The organism is Bacillus pretiosus (assembly GCF_052947655.1).
Genome location: NZ_CM129593.1, coordinates 4,305,441 through 4,326,893 on the forward strand (window position 1 = coordinate 4,305,441; position 21,453 = coordinate 4,326,893).

Sequence of the window (21,453 nt, forward strand, 5' to 3'; positions counted from 1 at the left end):
TTACACCTCCTGCACTTTTTCTATTAAACGGATATACTTTCCGTAATCAAGTTCGATCGTCTTAAGCGAAACAACCAATCCTTCTAAAAGCGTTTGTGCTTTTTCTGCTGTATGAACGTCTAAATCATTAGGCAATTCATACGTTAAGAATCCGCCATCACTTCCGAGTTCAATAGTTGCCTGCACATTACAAAGTTCTTCCACTGCATTTATAGAACCAAACACAACCGCTGTAGTTCCAGCACAGACAAGGTCTTGTCCATGTGGCGCATAATCGGCATGTCCAGTCATTTTAAATGATTGGATACTTCCTAATTTCGTGCGACTTATCGTAATTTTAATCATGTTAACCTGGATTAAGCGTTGATAGCTTCAACAACTAGCTTAGTGTAAGGTTGACGATGACCTTGTTTCTTACGATTGTTCTTTTTCGCTTTGTATTTGAAAACGATGATTTTCTTAGCGCGACCTTGTTTTTCAACTTTCGCAGTAACTGTTGCACCTTCTACAACTGGGCTACCAACTTTAACGTTTTCGCCACCAACGAAAAGAACTTTGTCAAAAGTAACAGTTTCACCAGCTTCAACATCTAATTTTTCAATGTAGATTGCTTGACCAGCTTCAACTTTAATTTGTTTTCCACCTGTTTCGATAATTGCGTACATACTTGCACCTCCTCTTAATTACTAAGACTCGCCAAAAACGAGGTAGACATAAATGTCTTTAGGGAACCTGTCTTGTGCGGTTGTAGCATATAGCCGTTTAGGTGCTATAAACTATAACATAAAGATGTTATCATGAATCATAGACGGTTGTCAATAAATGTTCTGCTAACTATTTTTTCCGTTCTACAATTTCTGTTTTACTTCCAAAACGAATAATTGCGTACTTTTCGATCATATCATCTTTGAAATAAATTTCAAATGGAATATTTTTTTGTAATTCTTTTTGCAAAAATTGTTTTTGCAAATTTTTAGGCGCAGCGATTAATACTGCCTCATCCTCTATATTTCCATATGTGATTAGCTCTCTCTCTAACTCATACGCAATTGTTTCATATGACATTACATACCCCGTCGCTTTGCAAGGTACACACTCTTCTAGTAATACGTCGCGTAAAGAATGTTTCTTACGTTTACGTGTCATCTCCAAAATCCCTAACTCTGTAAAACCGAGCACTCTTGTATATGTGCGATCATTTTGCATAGCAGCCATCAGACATTCTCTTACCTTTTCTTTATCTTCTCTTCTTTTCATATTAATAAAATCAATTAATATCATACCACCGATATCACGCAGTCTTAATTGACGTGCAATCTCTTCAGCTGCCACTTCATTTGTACGAAGGACTGTATCTTGTAAATTCTGTTTTCCAGTAAACTTGCCCGTATTCACATCAATTACAGTCATCGTCTCCATTTGTTCCACAATTAAATAAGCACCATTCGGGAGCCACACAATTTTTTGAAGTGCTTTCTCGATCTCACGCTCTATTCCAAAATGGTTAAACATTGAAGATTTTTCATTATAAAAAGATACTTTTTCTTTTCCGACCTTTTCTTCTAATTCTTTTACTATACTTCTTGTATCTACAACTACTTTTTCAATCGTTTCAATCGGATTCTCTTGGAATACACGATCTAAAAAGGTCGCCGGTCGATGAAGTAGTAACGGTGCCTTTCCTTGCCCCTCTTTTCTTTTTAGCTCTTCATATAACTGCTGTAACCTTTGCATTTCAGCTTGTATTTCTTCAATTTCTCCTTTTTCAGAAGCAGAGCGGAAAATATAACCTCCTGTCCCTTCTACCTCAATTTGGAGTAGCTGTTGCCTTCTTTTATTATTTTTTATTTTTCGAGAAATCGCACGCATTTCATCATATGGCATATAAACGACATATTTCCCGGTAAATTCTATGTTTGCCGTCAATTTCGGCCCTTTCGTATCAATTGCCTCTTTCACAACTTGCACGAGTACCGCTTGCCCTTCATGTATACGATAAGAAGATGGTACATCATCGTATGAAAGGTACGCATGTTTTTCTAAACCGATGTTTACAAAAGCTGCGTTCATTCCAGCAATCGTTCTTACGATACGTCCAACATAAATATGCCCAACAATCTCTTGTTCTTCATTTCGTTTCCATAAAAACTCAACAATTTTTTTCTTCTCTTCAATTGCAACGCGTTTTTCCGATCCTGCATAGTTCATATATAACGTTTTCAAAATTCTTTCCTCACTTTATAATCTTCTTTGCTTTTACAATAATAAAAGGTTAGTGCTATCGTCAACACTAACCGATTAATTCTTCAACAGATGAAGTTGTTCGTTTTTCAGTAAAATACGCATAGAGTAATTCATTTTCATCCAATGTGTAATGTTCTTTATATTTTCCATGGACGATAATAGAGTGCTTATACCCTCTACGAAATTTTGTGAATATCTTATATAAATGATCTTCTGATTGCACTTCAATAGGTGCAATCTTTTCAATTCCTCTTTTGTTCCCATAATAACGTTCCAATAAAAAACGCATAAAGGCATACTGTCTTTGTTTCCACTCTTGATATAACGACACCGCTAAAAATATGAGTAGTACCCACATCATAATATTGTTACTATTCCAAAGTAACTGCCACACTAGTATTACACTAAAAAAAACACATGATAATTTCATCATCTTTTCATGTGCTTGTAAATAAGGAAAACGATATGATAATACGTTAAACAATACTTTTCCACCGTCAAGCGGCCAAATAGGTAGTAAATTAAATGCTAAAATAATTATATTATTCCATATAAAGAAATAATATAAATCCGCACCCAGCCAACCAGCTTCAAACACTATATAACCTACCACCATCATCCAAATATGTTGTATAGGCCCTGCAATTACAACAACAAGTTCCTCTTTCAATGACTTATTCCCGTGTTCCTCAAGCTCAGCCACACCACCAAACGGTAAAAGTTGAATCTTTTTAATACGCCAATTGTAGTGTGCCGCCGCAAAGGCATGCCCAAGTTCATGGATAAGAACGATACAAAATAACAGTATTAACTCTTTAAAACGAGCCGTAAAAATACCAATAACAATAATAACCCAAAACAACGGATGCACTGAAATCTTCGTTAAAACTTCTCTATATTTAATCAAATGAAATCACCTGAATCGGGTCAATAAATTTTTCATTCTTTTTTATCGCGAAATAAAACTTACCATTTTTATTATTTGCATCATTATTCACCGTTCCAATTTTTTGTTTCTTTGAAACGTAATCATATAATTTCACTGTCATGTCATTTAAATTCGCATACCACGATTCTGTTCCATCTGCATGCTGAATTTGAACCGTATTACCAAGTTCCTCTTTCTTACCTGCAAAAACAACTAGCCCTTCATTCACTGACTCAACAGTTGCATTTGTAGCTGTTTGAACAAATACACCTTGGCCATTTTTTTGAAACCCTTGCATTACCTTTCCAGAAGCAGGGATGGCATAATCTTTTTGCTGAATCGTTCCTTCTTTTTTCTCAGTAGGTGAATAAAATACGAGTGGTTTTCCAAACTGCTTTTCGTACCATTTCGCTACAGTAGCAAACTGAAATTCTTCTTTCATCACTTTTTCTGTAACAGCTTTAGCACCGTCGAAAGAAGAGGGTGCATTCTTATATAAAATAGCGACAGAAAGAACTAATATTGCTGATAACAAAAATTTGAAGAAAAATACTTCTTTTCGAAATAAAGGATGAATTTCCTTTTCTCCTTCTTCAATAAATACTGTTTCACTATCAAAATTCCCTCCAGCAAAATACTGCTCTTCCTCCATCCTTTCTTGCTCTGCCTTCCTTTTCGCAATCCGTTTTTTAATTTCTTCTACACGTCTATTCTTCATACTGTCTCCTTTCTTTCGTTAAGCTAATTTACATAGAAACAGTTGTATACAGTTTGTACATATGTATGAGCTAGGAAAGGAAGATATTCGTGTGAAGAAAAAAGAAAGCACTTCGCATATGCGCGAAGTGCCTTTAACGGATTCCAAAGAAGTTTTTCATCTTTGTAAATACCGATACCTTTTCTTGTCCAAATGCTTGCAATGGTACATTCTCACCCAACAAGCGTCTTGCAATATTACGATAAGCTAACGCTGCTTTTCCGCTCGGTTGCAACGCTACAGGTTCACCTGTATTTGTAGCACGAATAACTTCATCATCATCCTCGACAACACCAAGAAGCTCGATTGACAATGTACGTACGATTTCATCAACATCTAACATATCCTGCTCATGAAGCATATGACTACGCACACGATTAATAACAAGTTTTGGTGGTTCAATATCCTCTTTTTCTAAAAGCCCGATAATACGATCCGCATCGCGCATTGAGGATACTTCTGGCGTCGTAACAACGATTGCTTTATCCGCACCAGCTACCGCATTTTTAAATCCCTGCTCAATCCCCGCAGGACAATCAATTAATATGTAATCATAATCTTGACGTAATACTTGTATTAATTCATCCATTTGTTCAGGTGTTACCGCTGATTTATCACTCGTTTGTGCTGCAGGTAATAAATAAAGATCATCAAAACGCTTGTCTTTAATAAGCGCCTGAGGTAAACGGCAACGCCCTTCAACGACATCAACAAGATCAAATACAATACGATTTTCCAGCCCCATTACTACGTCTAAGTTTCGAAGACCGATATCTGTGTCAATTAAGCACACTTTCTTTCCAGATAACGCCAGGGCTGTACCAATGTTCGCAGACGTTGTAGTTTTACCTACTCCGCCTTTTCCAGATGTAATTACTATTGCCTCTCCCACAGCTATACAATTCCCCTTTCTAACTTTGTTAAATTAGGTCTAAGATGAGTGAGAAGTTGCAGTCGATCGACAACAATGTGATTGTTCTCATTAATATACGCACATTCTGCCGCCTCCGCTCCGTCTTCTTTCTCTTCCGGAGCCCGCATTGCCACATCACTAATTCGAAGTTGCATCGGGTTCATATCAGATGCAGCGATTACAGCATCCGAATCCCCATAATACCCAGCATGCGCAATTCCTCTTAATGATCCTACGACAAAAATATTCCCCCCAGCGATAACCGTTCCGCCTGGATTAACATCTCCAATTAACAATAAATTTCCTTTTACATGTAAAACTTGTCCAGAGCGAACAATTTTGGAAATAGGGACAATTTCTGTTTCTTCTTTCCAAGCTATTGCTTCTGCTTTCGTTATAACATCACTTTCAATTGAATCCACAACAAGATTCTTTTTATTACGAATTAACGTACGAATCTCTTCTTGTTGGACTTCTGTTAAATAACGATTTCCCACTTTCACATGCACTTCAATTAAAGAGCGCCCATCACCATCATAGTAATGTGTAGAAAGCTTTTCATCCAGTTCCTCCAGTAATTCAGAGAATGAACAACAATCATCTAAATGAAGCGTTATTCCGTCTTTTGTCCCTTTTATTGTTACATTTTGTTGCTTTTTTTCTTCCACTAAAGTTCACCCCACCGATTCAATTCGACATAAAATTAGAAAATCCTTTTTTCTTTTTCTTCCATCGCTTTTGAAAGACGCACTAAATATCGTCTCAGTGGGAAACAAACTATCAATAAGAAAATTGCATTTAGCAATAAAGTAGACAGGAGACGATCTGTGAAAAAGACATACGCTGACATATGAGTACGTCCTAACAAAGTTAAAAATCCATACACATAATACTCTAGTGCTACAATGCTAGCTAGTACAATAGAAGCAACAATAAATAAATTCAATTGTAGTATCTTCATCACACTATAAACTAAATAAGCTAAAATCGGATACGCAAATATATATATACCGACAAGTTCTGTGTATACGGTATCAAATAAGAAACCAAATAAGAGTCCGTAATAAATCCCTTGGACCGGACTATAGTACACAGTAATAAAACATAACACAATTATAAAGAAATGAGGTGCTGCTATACTGTCTTTCCAAAAAACCTCTGTTGGAACAATAGTAGCAAACATATTTTCAAATAGAAAAACAAAAAGGAGCAAAAGAGGAAGAGCTGCTCTTTTTAAAATCTTCATCATCTCTTCTCCCCCTCCTATTCTAATGGCGCTGAAGGCGTTGCACGTTTAGCAACCATAATATGCTCTACGTCATTCAAGTCAGCGGCCGGTTTTACATAAGCTGTTTTTGTTAAGCCGTATGGATCTGGCTGAACATCAACGATTGTTCCAATTACAAGACCTTTCGGGAAAATATCACCAAGTCCAGATGTTACAACTAGTTGATCGGGTTTTACCTCTGCATCAGAGCCAATCTTTGTGAAAAGAAGTAAGTGCTTTTCTTTATCGTAACCTTCAATCAATCCGAAGATTTTCTCATCACCTTGTACGATAGCAGAAACACGATTTGTTCGGCTCATAGAGCTTAGCAATTCTACTGATGATGTAAACTGGGATACACTTTTCACTCGTCCAACTAGACCTTGTGAAGTTACTACAGCCATATCCTTTTTAATTCCTTGCTGTGCTCCTTTATCAATTCCGATTAAATCGTACCATTTATCTGGATTACGAGAAACAACAGTAGATGGAATTTCAGTATATTGGCTATTCAACTCTTTTTTACCCGTTAACTCTTGTAACTTCTTGTTATCATCTTCTAATTGTTTTACTTTCCCTGATAGACCTGCATAATTATCTAATTTTGCTTTTAATTCTTTATTCTCTTCATACGTGCGCTTTACATCCTCTACATTTTCGAAGAATCCAGCTACGTATTTCGCTGGCTTTTGGAATACACGTTCTACAACACCGACAGTGTCTTTAACAAACTGCTCTGGCCATGTTAAACTGTTCCGTTCTTTCAATGAGATTCCAATCAATGCCACGAGAAGAATAATACTAACTAACAAAACAATTAATCTTTTGTTTAAGAAAAACTGTGGCACGTTCACACCCTCTTAATTTCATTGATTTTTATTTTGCAATATTATCGAGCAGCAGTTTTGAAAAGATCGATATTGTCTAATGCTTTACCCGTTCCAATTGCTACGCAATCTAATGGGTCTTCTGCAACAAGGACTGGCATATTTGTTTCTTCACTAATCACTTTATCTAAGTTACGTAGTAATGCTCCGCCACCTGTTAATACGATACCACGGTCCATAATGTCTGCCGCTAATTCAGGTGGAGTTTTCTCTAACGTATTTTTAACAGATTCTACAATTGCATCTACTGTATCTTTTAATGCATCTGCAATTTCTTCTGGCTGAATTAGTACTGTTTTTGGTAGACCACTTACTAAATCACGACCGCGAATTTCCATAGGCTCGATACCTTCTGGCTCGCCTGCAGAACCGATTTCTAATTTCAATGCTTCAGCCGTTCTTTCACCAATCATTAAGTTATAGCTTTTCTTAATGTACTGAATGATTGAATCGTCCATATCATCACCAGCAACACGAACTGATTGACTTGTTACAATACCACCTAAAGAAATGATTGCAACTTCTGTTGTACCGCCACCGATATCAACAACCATACTACCAGTTGGTTCCCAAACAGGTAAGTTCGCACCAATTGCTGCTGCAAATGGTTCTTCGATTGGATAAGCATCACGAGCACCCGCTTGACGAGTCGCATCGATTACTGCACGTCTTTCTACAGCTGTAATACCAGACGGTACACATACCATTACATAAGGCTTACGTGAGAAGAATCCATTTGATTTTTGAGCTTGTTGAATGTAGTATTTCATCATTGTTGCTGTCGTTTCGTAATCAGCAATTACACCGTCTTTCATCGGGCGAAGTGCCACAACGTTTCCTGGTGTACGACCAATCATTTGTTTTGCATCGCTACCTACAGCAACGATTTGTTTCGTATCAGTTTGTAACGCTACTACTGAAGGTTCACGTAAAACTACACCTTTTCCTTTTACATATACAAGCGTGTTCGCAGTTCCTAAATCTATTCCAAGATCGCGAGTAAATCCACCAAATCCAAACATATTATTTATCTTCCTTTCTTGTTTTCACGGACTCATTTTTTCTTAATTTATATTATAAAAACAGTACGTTTTTTATATCTTTATCCTTTTTGTAGATAAATTTCTACAAAAAACTCATAAATCACATTATAAAACAAAATAAGTAAAAAGCATAGTCTTAAATATGACCTTTTTCCTTTAAACTCACGAATTTATGGTCGCCTATTATAATATGGTCAAGCACTTCAATTCCGATAATTCGGCCGCATTCTACTAAGCGTTTTGTTACTTCAATATCTTCTCGGCTCGGCGTGGGGTCTCCTGAGGGATGGTTATGAAGACATATGATAGAGGCTGCTGCACGGCGGAACGCTTCTTTAAAAACTTCTCTTGGATGTACAATTGATGTGTTTAAGCTTCCAATGAAAATGGTTTGCCTATGTATAACTTGATTTTTTGTGTTTAAATATAAACATACAAAATGCTCCTGCTGCAGGAAACGCATTTCTTCCATCATATATCTCGCGCAATCTTCTGGGCTTCGAATGCTATATCTATTTTGATATTCTAAACGTACCATTCTTCTACCAAGTTCAAAAGCAGCTATAAGCTGGGCTGCCTTTGCAATCCCAACACCATGTATACTGACAAGCTCTTCTAACGTTGCATCTTTCAACATACGTAAACCGTCAAAGTGATGTAAAATTTTATCTGATAACTTTAAAACTGTTTCTTCTTTAGAACCTGTTCTAAGTAACACAGCAAGAAGCTCCCGATTCGATAAACTTCCAGCTCCTTCTAACAATAAACGCTCCCGTGGCTGTTCTTCTTTGACAACATCACGAATACCGTTCATTTCTCCACCCCTTTTATTTGTTCTCTCAAAGAAAATCCCATGCAATTTTACGCATGGGTTACATCAATATTAAATTGTTTTAATTCCCGAACAAGACGTGAAATTGGTAACCCGACTACACTATAGTAGTCCCCTTGAATATGTTGAACAAAAATAGATCCTTTACCTTGAATTCCATAACTCCCTGCTTTATCAAGAGGTTCTTTTGATGCAACATATACGTCAATTTCCTCTTCTGTTAATTCCCAAAACGTAACTTCTGTACGCTCGTAAAAAGTGACTGTTTTGTCTTTCGCTATAATTGCAACACCAGTATACACTTCATGTGTTTTCCCTGATAATAATCGCAACATTTCTTTCGCCTCAGCCTCATTAGAAGGCTTTCCAAGAATACGCGATTCATATGTAACAATTGTGTCTGCACCTAACACAATGTAATCACTATTCGTTTCTGCTACCGCAGATGCTTTTTGCAGGGCGAGGGACATAACGATATCAGAAGGTGATGAGTACGCACCAATCGTCTCTTCTACTTCACTTACAATGATTTCAAATGGTACATCCGCTAACTCAAGCAGTTCCTTCCTGCGAGGTGACCCTGATGCTAAAATAATTTTTCTCATATTTTCTCCTTCCTTTCTCACATGAAGCAGAATCATTTACATCAATCGTATCAAAGGAATAGTTTGTCCACAAATGACAGAAATATTATTTTCTCTAAATAAAATAATACTTTTTACTAAAATACGATTATATTCCTGCCATAGAGAAAGCACTTTGCTCTAAATTCAAAAGAAAAGAAAGAAGTACCTATACTTCTTCCTTCGTCATTTCATTATCCTATCATTTCACCTTTTGGGAAACAATTTTTTCATATGAAAGTATACCATCAATAATAACTTGATTTAATTTCGCCAAAGATTCCTTATCACCTTTTCCATCCTTCACTGTTTGCACAGCTATTGACGTATACATATACAATTTCTTTGCTTCTTCCTGCTTCATACTTTTTCCTTCTTTTTCAATTGCTTTCCACTCTTTTTCAATCGCACCTATATCTTTTGCATTACTTTTTCCACTAGCTTGTACGCTGGAAGCATATTTTGCTAAATGAGTATATAATGGCTGTACTTTTGTTAAAAATGCCCCAACTTCTTTATCATCTTTAAGTAACGCTTTATCTGTTATATCCCAGTTCTTTTTCAATACGGAGACATTATCATTTTTATACTGCGTCATTAATTGATTTATGCCTTGTTCATCGCTAGCAATACCAACAACTAATGCATACTTATCACCGCTCGGTTTTAAAGCTGCAACGCCTCCATTACCTTTCCACTCTTCAAGAGCGGCCTGTCCCTTTTCTTCGGAAGAATAAATCCCTCCTTGCACAAAAAATAATTTCATTGGATCTAATGACGTTCCTGTCTGTGCTTTTTGTTTTTCCTCTTTTGGTGCCGGTGTTTGTTCTGCCGTTCCGCCCACCTTTGATTCTTCATTTCGCATCTGCTTCGAAGCTGTTACTTCGCTTCCTCCTGTCGCACCTTGTCCTTTAAGTAACTGTAGCATTCCCATCCCAAAAGCCGTACCAATAACAATCGCAGTGGCAACGATTGCAATTAACGTATTGCTCCACTTCTTTCGTTTTTTTTCCTTAGACACCAATTTCGCTTTTTGAAACGGAACAACGTTTTTCGGTCTTTCACTTTCTACTACCATCCATTCAAATTCATCTTTCTTCTTCTCCTCATACTTCGCTTCTGTTCCATTCACTTTCACTGAGATCGTTCGTGATTGCTTGTCCATACACTCACACCTCACCTCTTATCGTTGTCCGCATCATATCATATTGATTTCACAAAAAAACGAGATATTTGTCAGAGGAATTCGCCAAATAACCCTATATATTTATCTTATATGTATGCATTTGACTTCATTTGTAGAACAAAAAAACTAGATAGCAAAGACTATCTAGTTTTTCTCGCGAATATATTTTCGAACTTCCGAAATGAAATAAAGAGAACCTGTTATGATAAAAACATCATTTTCTCCAATCATTTCAACCTTCGTATCAATTGCCTCTTTCCAATTTTCAAAAACTAGTTTTGACTCTTTCTTTGAATACGATGCAAGCTTGTCAGCAGAAATAGCACGATCAAAGGCGAATGTTGTAAAAATAATTTCATCGGCAATGGTTTCTAATTGATCTACCATATTATGCAATTGTTTATCACCTAGGGCAGTAAATAAAACTATTACATTTTTATCTTTGTAATGTGATTCTACTGTTTTCACAAGACTTTCGATACCTTCTGGGTTATGGGCACCATCTATAATAATATCTGGATTGCTTTGCAGTTTTTCAAATCGACCAATCCAATACGCTTCCTGTAATCCAGTTCTTATTTCTACTTCCTCAATTAAAAATGATAAGTATGTTTTGACATACATGACTGCCATAAGTGCAAGTGCTGCGTTTCCTACTTGGTGAACACCTTTCATTGAGATTCGCACATCTTCAAAAGTGGCGAAAGGACAAGTGAAATCGAACCGTTCTCCATCTTCGCCAGACTGTTTATGTAACGCTGTAAAATGCTTGCCCATCTCGTATAAGTTTGTATGATTTTCCTTTGCAACTTTTTGAATGACTTGCAATGCTTCCTCATCTCGTACACCAGTAATAACCGGAACACCAGACTTAATAATCCCCGCCTTTTCATATGCAATTTCTCCTAGTGTATTCCCTAAAATATGCATGTGATCGTGGCCGATATTTGTAATAATCGTGAGAACAGGATGAATAACATTCGTAGAATCAAAGCGCCCTCCAAGCCCTGTTTCAAATAAAACAACATCACAGAAATTAACTTTACCGAAATAACAAATTGCCATAACAGTAATAATTTCAAACTCAGTCGCTTCCCCTAAATCCGTCCCATCTAGTTTTTCAACGACTGGCTTTACCATCTTTACAAGTTCAGTAATCTCTTCATCTGCAATTGGTGTCCCGTTCACACTAATACGTTCGTTAAATGTTTCAATATATGGAGAGGTAAATGTTCCTACCTTATATTTTGCATCTTCTAACATGTAGCGCATATATGTTAACGTTGAACCTTTTCCATTTGTACCAGCAAGATGAACACATTTTATGTGACGCTCTGGATTTCCGAGCTCTTCTAGCATCCATTTCATTCTTTCTAATCCCGGTTTAATACCAAACTTCAATCGGCTATGAATCCACCCTATCGCTTCTTCGTATGTATGTATCACGTATGCTTCCCCTTTCAAAAGACAACCTTCATACTCCTATTATACGCAAAGAAAAGAGACTCACCAATATAGTGAGCCTCTAAAAAATATTTTACTTTTCAAGATCTGCTAGACGTTGGCGAACTGCTTCACGTTTTTCTAGGTAGTCTTGCTCTTTCGCACGCTCTCCGTCAATAACTGCTGCAGGAGCTTTCGCTACGAAACCTTGGTTTGAAAGTTTCTTCTGTACACGTTCTACTTCTTTGTCGAACTTCTCAAATTCTTTCTCAAGACGTGCTCTCTCTTCATCAAGATTGATAAGATCAGCTAACGGTAAGAATAACTCTGCACCTGATACGATTGCAGTCATTGCTTTTTCTGGTGCTTGTAAATCCGTTTGAATTATTAATTCGCTTGGGTTACAGAAACGCTCAATGTAAGAGCTGTTTTTCGTAAGTTGAGCAAGTACAGCCTCATCTTTTGCTTTAATTTGCATTTGAACTTTTTTGCTCATTGGCGTATTAACTTCTGCACGGATGTTACGAACAGAGCGAATGATATCAACTAGAAGGTGCATTTCTGCCGCAGCTTCTGTATCTTGTAAATCTTCACGAACTGTTGGCCATGCTGCTACTGTAATAGATTCGCCTTCATGCGGTAAATGTTGCCAAATCTTCTCTGTTACGAATGGCATGAATGGGTGTAATAGACGCATTGTTTGGTCTAATACGTAAGCTAAAATAGAACGAGTTGTTTTCTTAGCTGCTTCATCTTCACCGTATAGTGGAAGTTTCGCCATTTCAATGTACCAGTCACAGAAATCGTCCCAAATGAAGTTGTATAATGAACGACCAGCTTCACCGAACTCATATTTATCCATGTTACGCGTTACGCTTTCGATTGTTTCGTTTAAGCGAGTTAAAATCCACTTATCCGCAACTGATTTTTCCCCAGTTAAATCGATTTCTTCATACTTCATATCATCCATGTTCATTAATACGAAACGTGATGCGTTCCAAATTTTATTAATGAAGTTCCAAGTAGACTCTACTTTTTCCATACTGAAACGTAAATCTTGACCTGGTGCGCTTCCTGTTGATAAGAAATAGCGCATTGCATCTGCACCGTACTTCTCGATAACATCCATTGGATCAATACCGTTACCAAGAGATTTACTCATTTTACGTCCTTGCTCATCACGAACTAAACCGTGAATTAATACATCTTTAAATGGACGCTCGCCTGTAAACTCTAAACCTTGGAAAATCATACGAGATACCCAGAAGAAGATGATGTCATACCCCGTTACTAATGCATCTGTTGAATAATAACGTTTAAAGTCTGCTGAATCTTCATCCGGCCAGCCAAGTGTTGAGAACGGCCATAACGCTGAACTGAACCATGTATCAAGTACGTCGTTATCTTGATTCCAGTTTTCAATATCTGCTGGTGCATCTGTACCTACGTATACTTCACCAGTTTCTTTATGATACCAAGCTGGAATACGGTGTCCCCACCATAATTGACGAGAAATACACCAGTCGTGAATGTTTTCCATCCAGCGTAAGTATGTGTTTTCAAAACGTTCTGGTACGAACGTTACTTTCTCTTCTTCTTTTTGTTGAAGCTCTACTGCCTTCTCAGCAAGTGGAGCCATTTTTACGAACCATTGTGTTGATAAGTAAGGCTCAACAACTGCACCACTACGCTCACTATGACCTACTGAATGCATATGAGGCTCGATTTCTACTAATACGCCCGCTTCTTGTAAGTCCTTCACTAACGCTTTACGGCATTCGAAACGATCCATACCGTTATACTTACCAGCTTTTTCGTTCATTGATCCATCTTCGTTCATTACTAAGATACGTGGTAAGTCATGACGGTTACCTACTTCAAAGTCATTCGGGTCATGAGCTGGTGTAATTTTTACAACGCCTGTTCCGAAATCTTTTTCTACGTACTCATCAGCAATAATCGGAATCTCACGGCCTACGATTGGAAGTGTAACTGTTTTCCCGATTAAATGTTTGTAACGATCGTCTTCTGGATGAACTGCTACTGCTGTATCACCAAGCATCGTTTCTGGACGAGTAGTAGCAAGACGAATATGACCAGAACCATCTGTTAACGGATAGTTCATATGGTAGAATGCACCTTGAACTTCTTTATGAATTACTTCAATATCAGAAAGAGCTGTGCGTGTTGCTGGGTCCCAGTTGATAATATATTCACCGCGGTAAATTAAGCCTTTTTCGTATAATTGAACGAATACTTTATTAACCGCATCAGATAAACCTTCGTCTAATGTGAAACGTTCACGAGAATAGTCTAATCCTAAACCAACTTTCCCCCATTGTTGACGAATGTGAGACGCGTATTCCTCTTTCCATTCCCAAGCTTTTTCAAGGAATTTCTCACGGCCAAGATCGTAACGTGAAATACCTTCTTCACGAAGTTTCCCTTCTACTTTTGCTTGTGTTGCGATACCCGCATGGTCCATTCCTGGAAGCCATAATACATCGTAACCTTGCATACGCTTCGTACGAGTTAAAATATCTTGAAGAGTTGTATCCCAAGCATGACCTAAGTGTAACTTACCAGTTACGTTCGGAGGTGGAATTACAATTGTGTATGGTTGTTTCTTCTCATCTCCTGTTGCTTCGAAATATTTGCCTTCAAGCCACCATTGATAAAGGCCTTCTTCAACGGACATATGATCATATTTAGTTGGTAAATTCTTTTCCGTGTTTGACATTATTTTCCCTCCTTAAAATAAAAAATGCCCCTCATCCAAAAAAGGACGAGGGACATCGCGGTACCACCTTTATTTACAAACAAATTCAGGAATTTGCTTATACTCTTAATTTGATAACGGACAAATCCGTCTTTTCCTAATGAGAACTATTCCGTTCAGAAAAGATGCTCCAGGGCTACCTTCTAACATAACTATCTAGAGAATCTCCCAGCTAATGATTCTCCTCTCTGAAGACGTTTCTTGTTATACTCTTCCCCTTCAAGGCATTTATATGATTGTTAATTATTATATACAATAGTGTAAAAAACGAAACCCTATTCGTCAAGATAAATTTAATACTACGGCTTTTTGGGCAAAAAAAGAAGATAAGTAGCATCCTCTACTTATCTTCTTTCTCCCGCTATTTGCGGGCAGTAAGACCCCATCACTTTATCCGCTCCCTTGCTGAGCAGCTTGTAATTGCGAAAGGAAATATTCTATATTGCTAACGAGCCAATGCGATTGTTGTAAGCTCTTTACTCCGAGCAGTTCATTTTCCTCATTGCGACTCTCTCTTCTTTTCTTATAAGACTGGATTTGCCGAATAAATTGCGATGGATACGTCATATATGCAAACATGAGTAGTTGCTCTTCTTTCGTAAAAGGGAAATTTTTTTGGTACATTTGATACCATTCAAACCGATCACTTCGCGCAATTGGATACGTATTTAAAGACCGAGAATAAAACCCTACTATATCTTGCACCGGTGTGGCAAACTTAGATTTTTCTAAACTAATAAAATAGCCATTCCGTTCATAATCAAATAAGAAATGATTAAGCGATACGTTACCATGTACAAAAGTAATACGTGTTTTTTCTTTTTCTTTCATCGCATCGTTCCACTCAGTTAATTGCTTCATTGCAAACTCACGCGCCCTCATTACATGATGATAGTACGTACAATATTGCAATTCAAACGGAGACATATACCACTTCGCTTCAGATTCTACGAGAAACTCTTCTAACATCTCACCATCATTCTCCCAGCGATCGGATATATTTGTATAATGTTTTTCTAAATCTTCTTCTGTATACGTTTCTTCTTTCACCGTTTTTTGATGTAACGTCCCGAGAGTTTGAAACATTTTATGGTATTGATCATTATCCTCGCCATTGCCTTCCGCACGTTCTAACCAAGGCATTAAATAATAATTATACGTCCCGTCACTTAAAATATAATTTCCATCCGTCGCATGGTATATAGGTACATAATTTGAAAAACCGTTCTCCTTCAAATATTGAATATGGTGCAAAAAGTTATTCCTCTCTAATTTCCCGTCTTCTATTTTCTTGAGCGCATACGGACCTTGATTCGTGTAAATTTTCGTTACACTTCCGTGCTCTTCCATATGCTGTGTATCCAATCTATATTGCCTTACAATGGGTTCATAGCGATTTCGTAATTCAATATCCATACGAATAACCCTTTCTATTCAAAACATTGCCTTTAGGAAAATAAGTGAGTGAAAACACTCACTTATTTCGCTTTTGCCCTTGAAACAGGAATATAAATAATTTGTCCCGCAGTTAAATATATATCTTCTGTTTGATTGACACGATATAAGTTTTGTACAGACGTTTCATAACGGTCTGCAACAGATTCGATTGTATCCCCTTCTTGCACGAAATACATTCTTAACTTTGTAAATTCTTCTTCCGGTTCTTTCGTAAATATTTTCGTTAAATAAAGTGCATTTTCATCTCGCTGTGAATACGCTTCTTCTTCTTGCTCTTCTTGTTTTTTCGCTTTTTCTTTCTTGAAATCTTTTCTTCCGAACAATTCAAATTGTGGCGTTGATTCTTTCTCCTCTTCACGCTCCACAAATTCATGTTCTTCTATTTCCTCTTCCTCTACTTCCTGCTCTTTTCTTTCCTCTAGTTGAAACGGTTCAAATGCGTAATCTTCCCACTCATCTGATTCCTTATAGACTGGTTCTTCTACGTGCATGGCGGGTCTATTTTCATCTTCTTGTGCGGAATCAGCCTCTAACTCAGCATACGCTGTTTCTTCCTCTTCATCCTCGATTCTTTCTTCATCACATAAACCAGTGATAGATATATCCGCTAATAATTGTAAGCAACCATTTTCCTTTAATTCATAATCAAATTCCTCAATAGATACATATAGTTCTTCAATTACTTTCACACGGTTTCTCGGAATTGATATTTCAAGCGGAAAGGAATGAACAAGTTCATTAACCCCATCTTCCCTTGTTTCTACATAATCAATCGACTTCGCTGGCGATAAATCTCTTAATGAATAAGCCGAATCATCTTGCCGCGCAACATACTCTCCCGTTAAATCTAATTGCCCTCTCACGATAACTTCATGATCAAGCTCTTCTATCTCAACGTCTGGATCTAACGAAATTGACAAAAGTTCTTCGACTTCCTGTCCTTTTTGGAACCAAACAGATTCTTTTAATGAAAAACGTAATGAATGATCTGTTGCCACTTCTTTTCCCCCTCCCAAACTATATGTCATTACAGATTTATGTATGGAAAGCTGACTTTATGAATAAAAAAAATCGCTCCCCTTATGGAGAGCGATTTTCTTTCAACAATTAGGCTTTTAATTTTGACATTGCAATTTCAGCTGCTGCAATCGTCGCTTCAATATCTGCATCACTATGTGCTGTCGATAAGAATAGACCTTCGAATTGAGATGGTGGCAAGAATACACCTTGTTCTACCATTTCACGATAGTAAGCCGCAAAGAATTCTAAGTTTGAAGATTTTGCTGCATCGTAATTAATAACTTGTTCATCTGTAAAGAAGATACCAATCATAGAACCCGCACGATTAATATGATGCGGAATGCCATGTTTTTCAGCCGCTTTACGTAAGCCAGCTTCTAACATTTCAGCTTTACGCTCAAATTCTACATATGATTCTGGCGTTAACTGTACTAACGTTTCATAACCTGCTGCCATTGCAAGTGGGTTACCTGATAAAGTACCTGCTTGGTAAATCGGTCCGCTCGGTGCAACTTGGCGCATAATTTCTGCTTTACCACCGTATGCTCCTACTGGTAAGCCACCACCGATTACTTTACCTAAACAAGTTAAATCAGGTGTTACACCGTAATAACCTTGTCCGCAATTATAAGCAACTCGGAATCCTGTCATGACTTCATCAAAAATAAGCAATGCACCATTTTGCTCTGTTACTTCACGAAGACCTTCTAAAAATCCTGGTTGCGGAGGAACAACACCCATATTTCCTGCTACTGGTTCTACAATTATACAAGCAATATCATCACCAAATTGTTCGAAAGCGTATTTCACACTTTCTAAATCGTTATACGCTACGGTAATCGTATTTTTCGCTACACCTTCTGGTACACCTGGGCTATCTGGTAAACCTAGCGTCGCCACACCAGAACCGGCTTTAATTAATAACGAATCACCATGACCGTGGTAACAACCGATGAATTTCAAAATTTTATTACGTCCTGTATAACCACGAGCTAAACGTAGCGCACTCATTGTCGCTTCTGTTCCAGAGTTAACCATACGTACAATCTCAATTGATGGTACGCGCTCAATAACAAGTTTCGCTAATTTATTCTCAATTTCCGTTGGGGCACCGAAGCTTGTTCCTCTTTCAGCAACAGATTTTAAAGCTTCAACAACACGATCATTCGCATGACCATGAATTAAAGGACCCCATGATAATACGTAATCGATGTATTCATTTCCATCGATATCATATACTTTAGAGCCTTTTCCGCTCTCCATAAACAACGGATTCATACCAACAGACTTAAAAGCACGAACGGGGCTATTTACGCCACCAGGCATTAAATCTTGCGCCTCTTCAAACGCCGCAATCGACTTATCAAACTTTTTCATTATTTAGCGCCTCCTTCTTGTAACCATCTTGCTGCATCTTTAGCATGATACGTAATAATTAAATCTGCTCCTGCACGTTTCATGCTAATTAATTTTTCAAGTACAACTTCTTTTTCATTAATCCAACCATTTTGCGCTGCTGCTTTAATCATCGAATATTCACCACTTACGTTATAAGCAACGACTGGTAAATTAAAGTTATTTTTCACATCACGAACGATATCTAAGTAAGAAAGAGCTGGCTTTACAATTAAGAAATCTGCCCCTTCCATTACATCTGATTCTGCTTCACGGAATGCTTCCATACGGTTCGCTGGATCCATTTGATATGTTTTACGATCACCAAATTGCGGAGCACCGTGCGCCGCATCACGGAATGGTCCGTAAAATGCTGATGAATATTTCACAGCGTACGACATTACTGGTACGTGTCCAAAACCATTTTCATCTAATGCATGGCGAATTGCTGTTACGAATCCGTCCATCATGTTTGATGGCGCAATAATGTCCGCTCCTGCTTTCGCTTGGCTTACAGCTGTTTTCGCAAGAACTGCAAGAGACTCGTCATTTAAAATAATACCATCTTCAATTACACCGCAATGACCATGGCTTGTGAATTGACATAAACATGTATCTGCAACTACTACTAGCTCAGGGAATTCACCTTTAATTTGCTTAATTGCACGTTGCACAATTCCATGATCACAATATGCTGATGATCCAACTTCATCTTTTTCAGCAGGTAAACCAAATACAATAACAGAACGAATACCTAAATCAACAACCTCTTGCATTTCAGCTTGCAATAAATCTAAAGATATTTGATATACGCCTGGCATAGAAGGCACTTCATTACGAACATTTTCTCCTTCTAATACAAAAATAGGGTAAATAAAATCTTCCGTATGTAAAAACGTTTCACGCACAAGCGCACGCATATTACCGCTTTGTCTTAAGCGACGATGACGATTAAATTGTAAAGAGTTCATAGATTTCTATCCCCATTCTTTTATTTTATAGATTCACAAATGCATTGTAGTAATGCTTCTACAGTGTACTCTTTCGGCATAATAACATGTGGAAAATAAAGGATCGCCTCTTTTTCCGTAATAGGCCCTATACAAGCAATTGTACAGTTTTTTGTCCATTCTCTCCAGTTTGTACCCTCAAGTAAACGAACAAAACTAGTAACAGTTGAAGGGCTTGTAAATGTAATAATGTCTACTTTCCCTACTTCTAACGCTACTATAAGCTCTTGCCTTTTCCCTACATTCTCTTTCGTACCATATACGATTAGCTCATCTAGAGAAACACCAATTTCGCGAAGTGCAACTGGAATTACATCTCTTGCTAAATTCCCTTTCGGAAATAAAATGCACTCGTTTCCACTTAGTCTTTTTACAAACTCTTCTGCAAATACTTCTGCAACAAATGCAGTTGGAACGAAGTCCACTTGATAGCCCCGCTTTTCTAACTCTAACCTTGTTTTCACGCCTACTGCAGCAATTTTAGTCTTTGCGGGTAGCTTCTTTCTCAAACTATCTAGAAAAAAAGCTACTCCATTTTTACTCGTAAAAATAACCCAGTCATACGAATGCAGGTGCCCTGCTATATGTTGAATTTGCCTATGAGACATACCTTCCATACGCAAAAGCGGAATTTCCAATGGAATTCCGCTCTTTTCTTTCACCGCTACACTCATTTGTTTCGCTTGATGCTGGGCACGTGTAATTAATACCGTTTTGCCAGCGAGAGCGTTCATATTTATTGTTGCCCCTTATTTGCAGCAAGAATGAGTTCTTTGGCGCCTTGTTTAATTAAACGGTCCGCAGCCTCTAATCCTACTTCCTCTGGATTAGTTCCTACTACTATCTCTTTCAATAAAATAGAACCGTCCATAGAACCGACAAGAGCTGTTAATTCGATTGCATCATTTTCTGTAAGAGTTGCATATCCAGCGATCGGAACTTGGCAGCCACCTTCAAGTTTATGAAGAAATACTCGTTCTGCCGCCACTGTTCTTTCTGTTACTGCATCATTCATATGCGCTAACAACTGTAGTAAATCCTTATCATCCTCACGGCATTCAATCGCTAATGCACCTTGTCCTACAGCAGGTACACATAACGTCTCATCTAAATGTTCTGTAATAACTTCATTATCCCAGCCCATTCTTTGTAATCCAGCTGTTGCTAAAATGATTGCATCGTAATCCTCTTCTTGTAATTTACGTAAACGTGTATCGATATTTCCTCGAATCCACTTCACTTGTAAATCTGGTCTCGCAGCTAATAATTGTGCACTGCGTCTTAAACTACTCGTACCTAAAATAGCGCCTTCTGCTAACTCTTTAAACGCTGCTCCGCTTTTTGAGATAAAAGCATCACGAGGGTCAACACGCTTCGGTGTACAACCAATCATTAATCCTTCTGGAAGTACGGCCGGCATATCTTTCATACTATGTACAGCCATATCAATTTCTTTCGTAAGTAACGCATGTTCAATCTCTTTAACAAACAAGCCTTTTCCGCCTACTTTTGAAAGAGTAACATCTAAAATAACATCACCTTTTGTGACGATTTCTTTCACTTCAAATTCATATGGTAAACCTAGTGCTTTTAACTGATCAATAAACCAGTTTGTTTGCGTTAATGCTAATTTACTCTTTCGTGACCCTACAATAATTTTGCGCATAA

General features: G+C 37.6%; 21 protein-coding genes and 2 other annotated features. All 21 genes read right to left on the bottom strand.

Translation table 11 applies throughout. From position 1 onward, the window contains the following. Nucleotides 1-345 carry a ribosomal-processing cysteine protease Prp gene (locus ACU8YW_RS22160; RefSeq protein ID WP_002001054.1) on the bottom strand — a complete coding sequence of 115 codons (345 nt, stop codon included), beginning with the start codon at nt 343-345 and terminating at the stop codon, nt 1-3. A gap of 11 nt (nt 346-356) precedes the next feature. Continuing rightward, the gene (gene rplU / locus ACU8YW_RS22165; protein ID WP_000270907.1) at nt 357-665 is read right to left on the bottom strand and encodes a 50S ribosomal protein L21; all 309 of its coding nucleotides are present in this window, start codon (nt 663-665) and stop codon (nt 357-359) included. A 14-nt stretch (nt 666-679) separates the two neighbouring features. After that, nucleotides 680-757, bottom strand: a sequence feature (ribosomal protein L21 leader region). 77 nt (nt 758-834) lie between these two features. Then, nucleotides 835-2,223, bottom strand: a complete 1,389-nt coding sequence (locus tag ACU8YW_RS22170; protein WP_088064476.1) for an Rne/Rng family ribonuclease — start codon at nt 2,221-2,223, stop codon at nt 835-837. Nucleotides 2,224-2,290: 67 nt separating this feature from the next. Beyond that, nucleotides 2,291-3,151, bottom strand: coding sequence for a stage IV sporulation intramembrane metalloprotease SpoIVFB (spoIVFB, locus tag ACU8YW_RS22175; RefSeq protein WP_098135100.1), 861 nt, complete (start codon nt 3,149-3,151; stop codon nt 2,291-2,293). Continuing rightward, nucleotides 3,144-3,890, bottom strand: coding sequence for a stage IV sporulation protein SpoIVFA (spoIVFA, locus tag ACU8YW_RS22180; protein WP_088064478.1), 747 nt, complete (start codon nt 3,888-3,890; stop codon nt 3,144-3,146). Before spoIVFA ends, spoIVFB begins: the two co-directional genes overlap by 8 nt. A 133-nt stretch (nt 3,891-4,023) precedes the next feature. Then, nucleotides 4,024-4,821 (bottom strand): septum site-determining protein MinD, encoded by a 798-nt coding sequence (gene minD / locus ACU8YW_RS22185; RefSeq protein ID WP_000503312.1) that lies wholly within the window; start codon nt 4,819-4,821, stop codon nt 4,024-4,026. A 2-nt stretch (nt 4,822-4,823) separates the two neighbouring features. Beyond that, nucleotides 4,824-5,510, bottom strand: coding sequence for a septum site-determining protein MinC (gene minC / locus ACU8YW_RS22190; RefSeq protein WP_000391511.1), 687 nt, complete (start codon nt 5,508-5,510; stop codon nt 4,824-4,826). A gap of 35 nt (nt 5,511-5,545) precedes the next feature. Continuing rightward, complete coding sequence (gene mreD / locus ACU8YW_RS22195; RefSeq protein WP_000975757.1) at nt 5,546-6,091, bottom strand: rod shape-determining protein MreD; 546 nt, start codon at nt 6,089-6,091, stop codon at nt 5,546-5,548. 14 nt (nt 6,092-6,105) lie between these two features. After that, a complete protein-coding gene (gene mreC / locus ACU8YW_RS22200; RefSeq protein WP_098135097.1) occupies nt 6,106-6,957 on the bottom strand; it encodes a rod shape-determining protein MreC in 852 nt (283 codons plus the stop codon). A gap of 41 nt (nt 6,958-6,998) precedes the next feature. Further along, nucleotides 6,999-8,018, bottom strand: a complete 1,020-nt coding sequence (gene mreB / locus ACU8YW_RS22205) for a cell shape-determining protein MreB (RefSeq protein ID WP_000466737.1) — start codon at nt 8,016-8,018, stop codon at nt 6,999-7,001. Nucleotides 8,019-8,175: 157 nt separating this feature from the next. Further along, nucleotides 8,176-8,853 carry a DNA repair protein RadC gene (radC, locus tag ACU8YW_RS22210; RefSeq protein ID WP_016135385.1) on the bottom strand — a complete coding sequence of 226 codons (678 nt, stop codon included), beginning with the start codon at nt 8,851-8,853 and terminating at the stop codon, nt 8,176-8,178. A gap of 47 nt (nt 8,854-8,900) precedes the next feature. Continuing rightward, the gene (locus ACU8YW_RS22215) at nt 8,901-9,476 is read right to left on the bottom strand and encodes a Maf family protein (protein WP_075312532.1); all 576 of its coding nucleotides are present in this window, start codon (nt 9,474-9,476) and stop codon (nt 8,901-8,903) included. 220 nt (nt 9,477-9,696) lie between these two features. Continuing rightward, complete coding sequence (locus ACU8YW_RS22220) at nt 9,697-10,659, bottom strand: stage II sporulation protein B (protein ID WP_088123459.1); 963 nt, start codon at nt 10,657-10,659, stop codon at nt 9,697-9,699. 165 nt (nt 10,660-10,824) lie between these two features. Beyond that, the gene (locus ACU8YW_RS22225; protein WP_098135094.1) at nt 10,825-12,126 is read right to left on the bottom strand and encodes a bifunctional folylpolyglutamate synthase/dihydrofolate synthase; all 1,302 of its coding nucleotides are present in this window, start codon (nt 12,124-12,126) and stop codon (nt 10,825-10,827) included. A gap of 91 nt (nt 12,127-12,217) precedes the next feature. After that, a complete protein-coding gene (locus tag ACU8YW_RS22230; protein WP_000072220.1) occupies nt 12,218-14,863 on the bottom strand; it encodes a valine--tRNA ligase in 2,646 nt (881 codons plus the stop codon). A 38-nt stretch (nt 14,864-14,901) separates the two neighbouring features. Further along, nucleotides 14,902-15,134, bottom strand: a binding site (T-box leader). 158 nt (nt 15,135-15,292) lie between these two features. Further along, nucleotides 15,293-16,318, bottom strand: coding sequence for a spore coat protein YsxE (ysxE, locus tag ACU8YW_RS22235; RefSeq protein WP_088064510.1), 1,026 nt, complete (start codon nt 16,316-16,318; stop codon nt 15,293-15,295). A gap of 62 nt (nt 16,319-16,380) precedes the next feature. After that, complete coding sequence (spoVID, locus tag ACU8YW_RS22240; protein WP_142310851.1) at nt 16,381-17,388, bottom strand: stage VI sporulation protein D; 1,008 nt, start codon at nt 17,386-17,388, stop codon at nt 16,381-16,383. A gap of 79 nt (nt 17,389-17,467) precedes the next feature. Then, entirely contained in the window at nt 17,468-18,757 is a 1,290-nt protein-coding gene (hemL, locus tag ACU8YW_RS22245) for a glutamate-1-semialdehyde 2,1-aminomutase (protein ID WP_088609690.1), read from the bottom strand. Then, complete coding sequence (hemB, locus tag ACU8YW_RS22250) at nt 18,757-19,746, bottom strand: porphobilinogen synthase (protein WP_088064512.1); 990 nt, start codon at nt 19,744-19,746, stop codon at nt 18,757-18,759. The genes hemL and hemB overlap by 1 nt, the downstream gene beginning before the upstream one ends. 20 nt (nt 19,747-19,766) lie before the next feature. Further along, complete coding sequence (gene hemD / locus ACU8YW_RS22255) at nt 19,767-20,519, bottom strand: uroporphyrinogen-III synthase (RefSeq protein WP_088064513.1); 753 nt, start codon at nt 20,517-20,519, stop codon at nt 19,767-19,769. A gap of 2 nt (nt 20,520-20,521) precedes the next feature. Continuing rightward, nucleotides 20,522-21,451 carry a hydroxymethylbilane synthase gene (hemC, locus tag ACU8YW_RS22260; RefSeq protein ID WP_088609691.1) on the bottom strand — a complete coding sequence of 310 codons (930 nt, stop codon included), beginning with the start codon at nt 21,449-21,451 and terminating at the stop codon, nt 20,522-20,524. Nucleotides 21,452-21,453 lie beyond the last annotated feature (2 nt).

Bases quoted from the DNA above. Each gene is read 5' to 3' on its own strand.
- spoIVFA (WP_088064478.1), bottom strand. From the start codon at position 3,890: ATGAAGAATAGACGTGTAGAAGAAATTAAAAAACGGATTGCGAAAAGG.
- mreD (WP_000975757.1), bottom strand. From the start codon at position 6,091: ATGATGAAGATTTTAAAAAGAGCAGCTCTTCCTCTTTTGCTCCTTTTT.
- ACU8YW_RS22215 (WP_075312532.1), bottom strand. From the start codon at position 9,476: ATGAGAAAAATTATTTTAGCATCAGGGTCACCTCGCAGGAAGGAACTG.
- radC (WP_016135385.1), bottom strand. From the start codon at position 8,853: ATGAACGGTATTCGTGATGTTGTCAAAGAAGAACAGCCACGGGAGCGT.
- hemL (WP_088609690.1), bottom strand. From the start codon at position 18,757: ATGAAAAAGTTTGATAAGTCGATTGCGGCGTTTGAAGAGGCGCAAGAT.
- ACU8YW_RS22220 (WP_088123459.1), bottom strand. From the start codon at position 10,659: ATGGACAAGCAATCACGAACGATCTCAGTGAAAGTGAATGGAACAGAA.
- ACU8YW_RS22230 (WP_000072220.1), bottom strand. From the start codon at position 14,863: ATGTCAAACACGGAAAAGAATTTACCAACTAAATATGATCATATGTCC.
- rplU (WP_000270907.1), bottom strand. From the start codon at position 665: ATGTACGCAATTATCGAAACAGGTGGAAAACAAATTAAAGTTGAAGCT.
- hemD (WP_088064513.1), bottom strand. From the start codon at position 20,519: ATGAACGCTCTCGCTGGCAAAACGGTATTAATTACACGTGCCCAGCAT.
- hemC (WP_088609691.1), bottom strand. From the start codon at position 21,451: ATGCGCAAAATTATTGTAGGGTCACGAAAGAGTAAATTAGCATTAACG.
- ACU8YW_RS22160 (WP_002001054.1), bottom strand. From the start codon at position 345: ATGATTAAAATTACGATAAGTCGCACGAAATTAGGAAGTATCCAATCA.
- mreB (WP_000466737.1), bottom strand. From the start codon at position 8,018: ATGTTTGGATTTGGTGGATTTACTCGCGATCTTGGAATAGATTTAGGA.
- spoVID (WP_142310851.1), bottom strand. From the start codon at position 17,388: ATGACATATAGTTTGGGAGGGGGAAAAGAAGTGGCAACAGATCATTCA.
- hemB (WP_088064512.1), bottom strand. From the start codon at position 19,746: ATGAACTCTTTACAATTTAATCGTCATCGTCGCTTAAGACAAAGCGGT.
- ysxE (WP_088064510.1), bottom strand. From the start codon at position 16,318: ATGGATATTGAATTACGAAATCGCTATGAACCCATTGTAAGGCAATAT.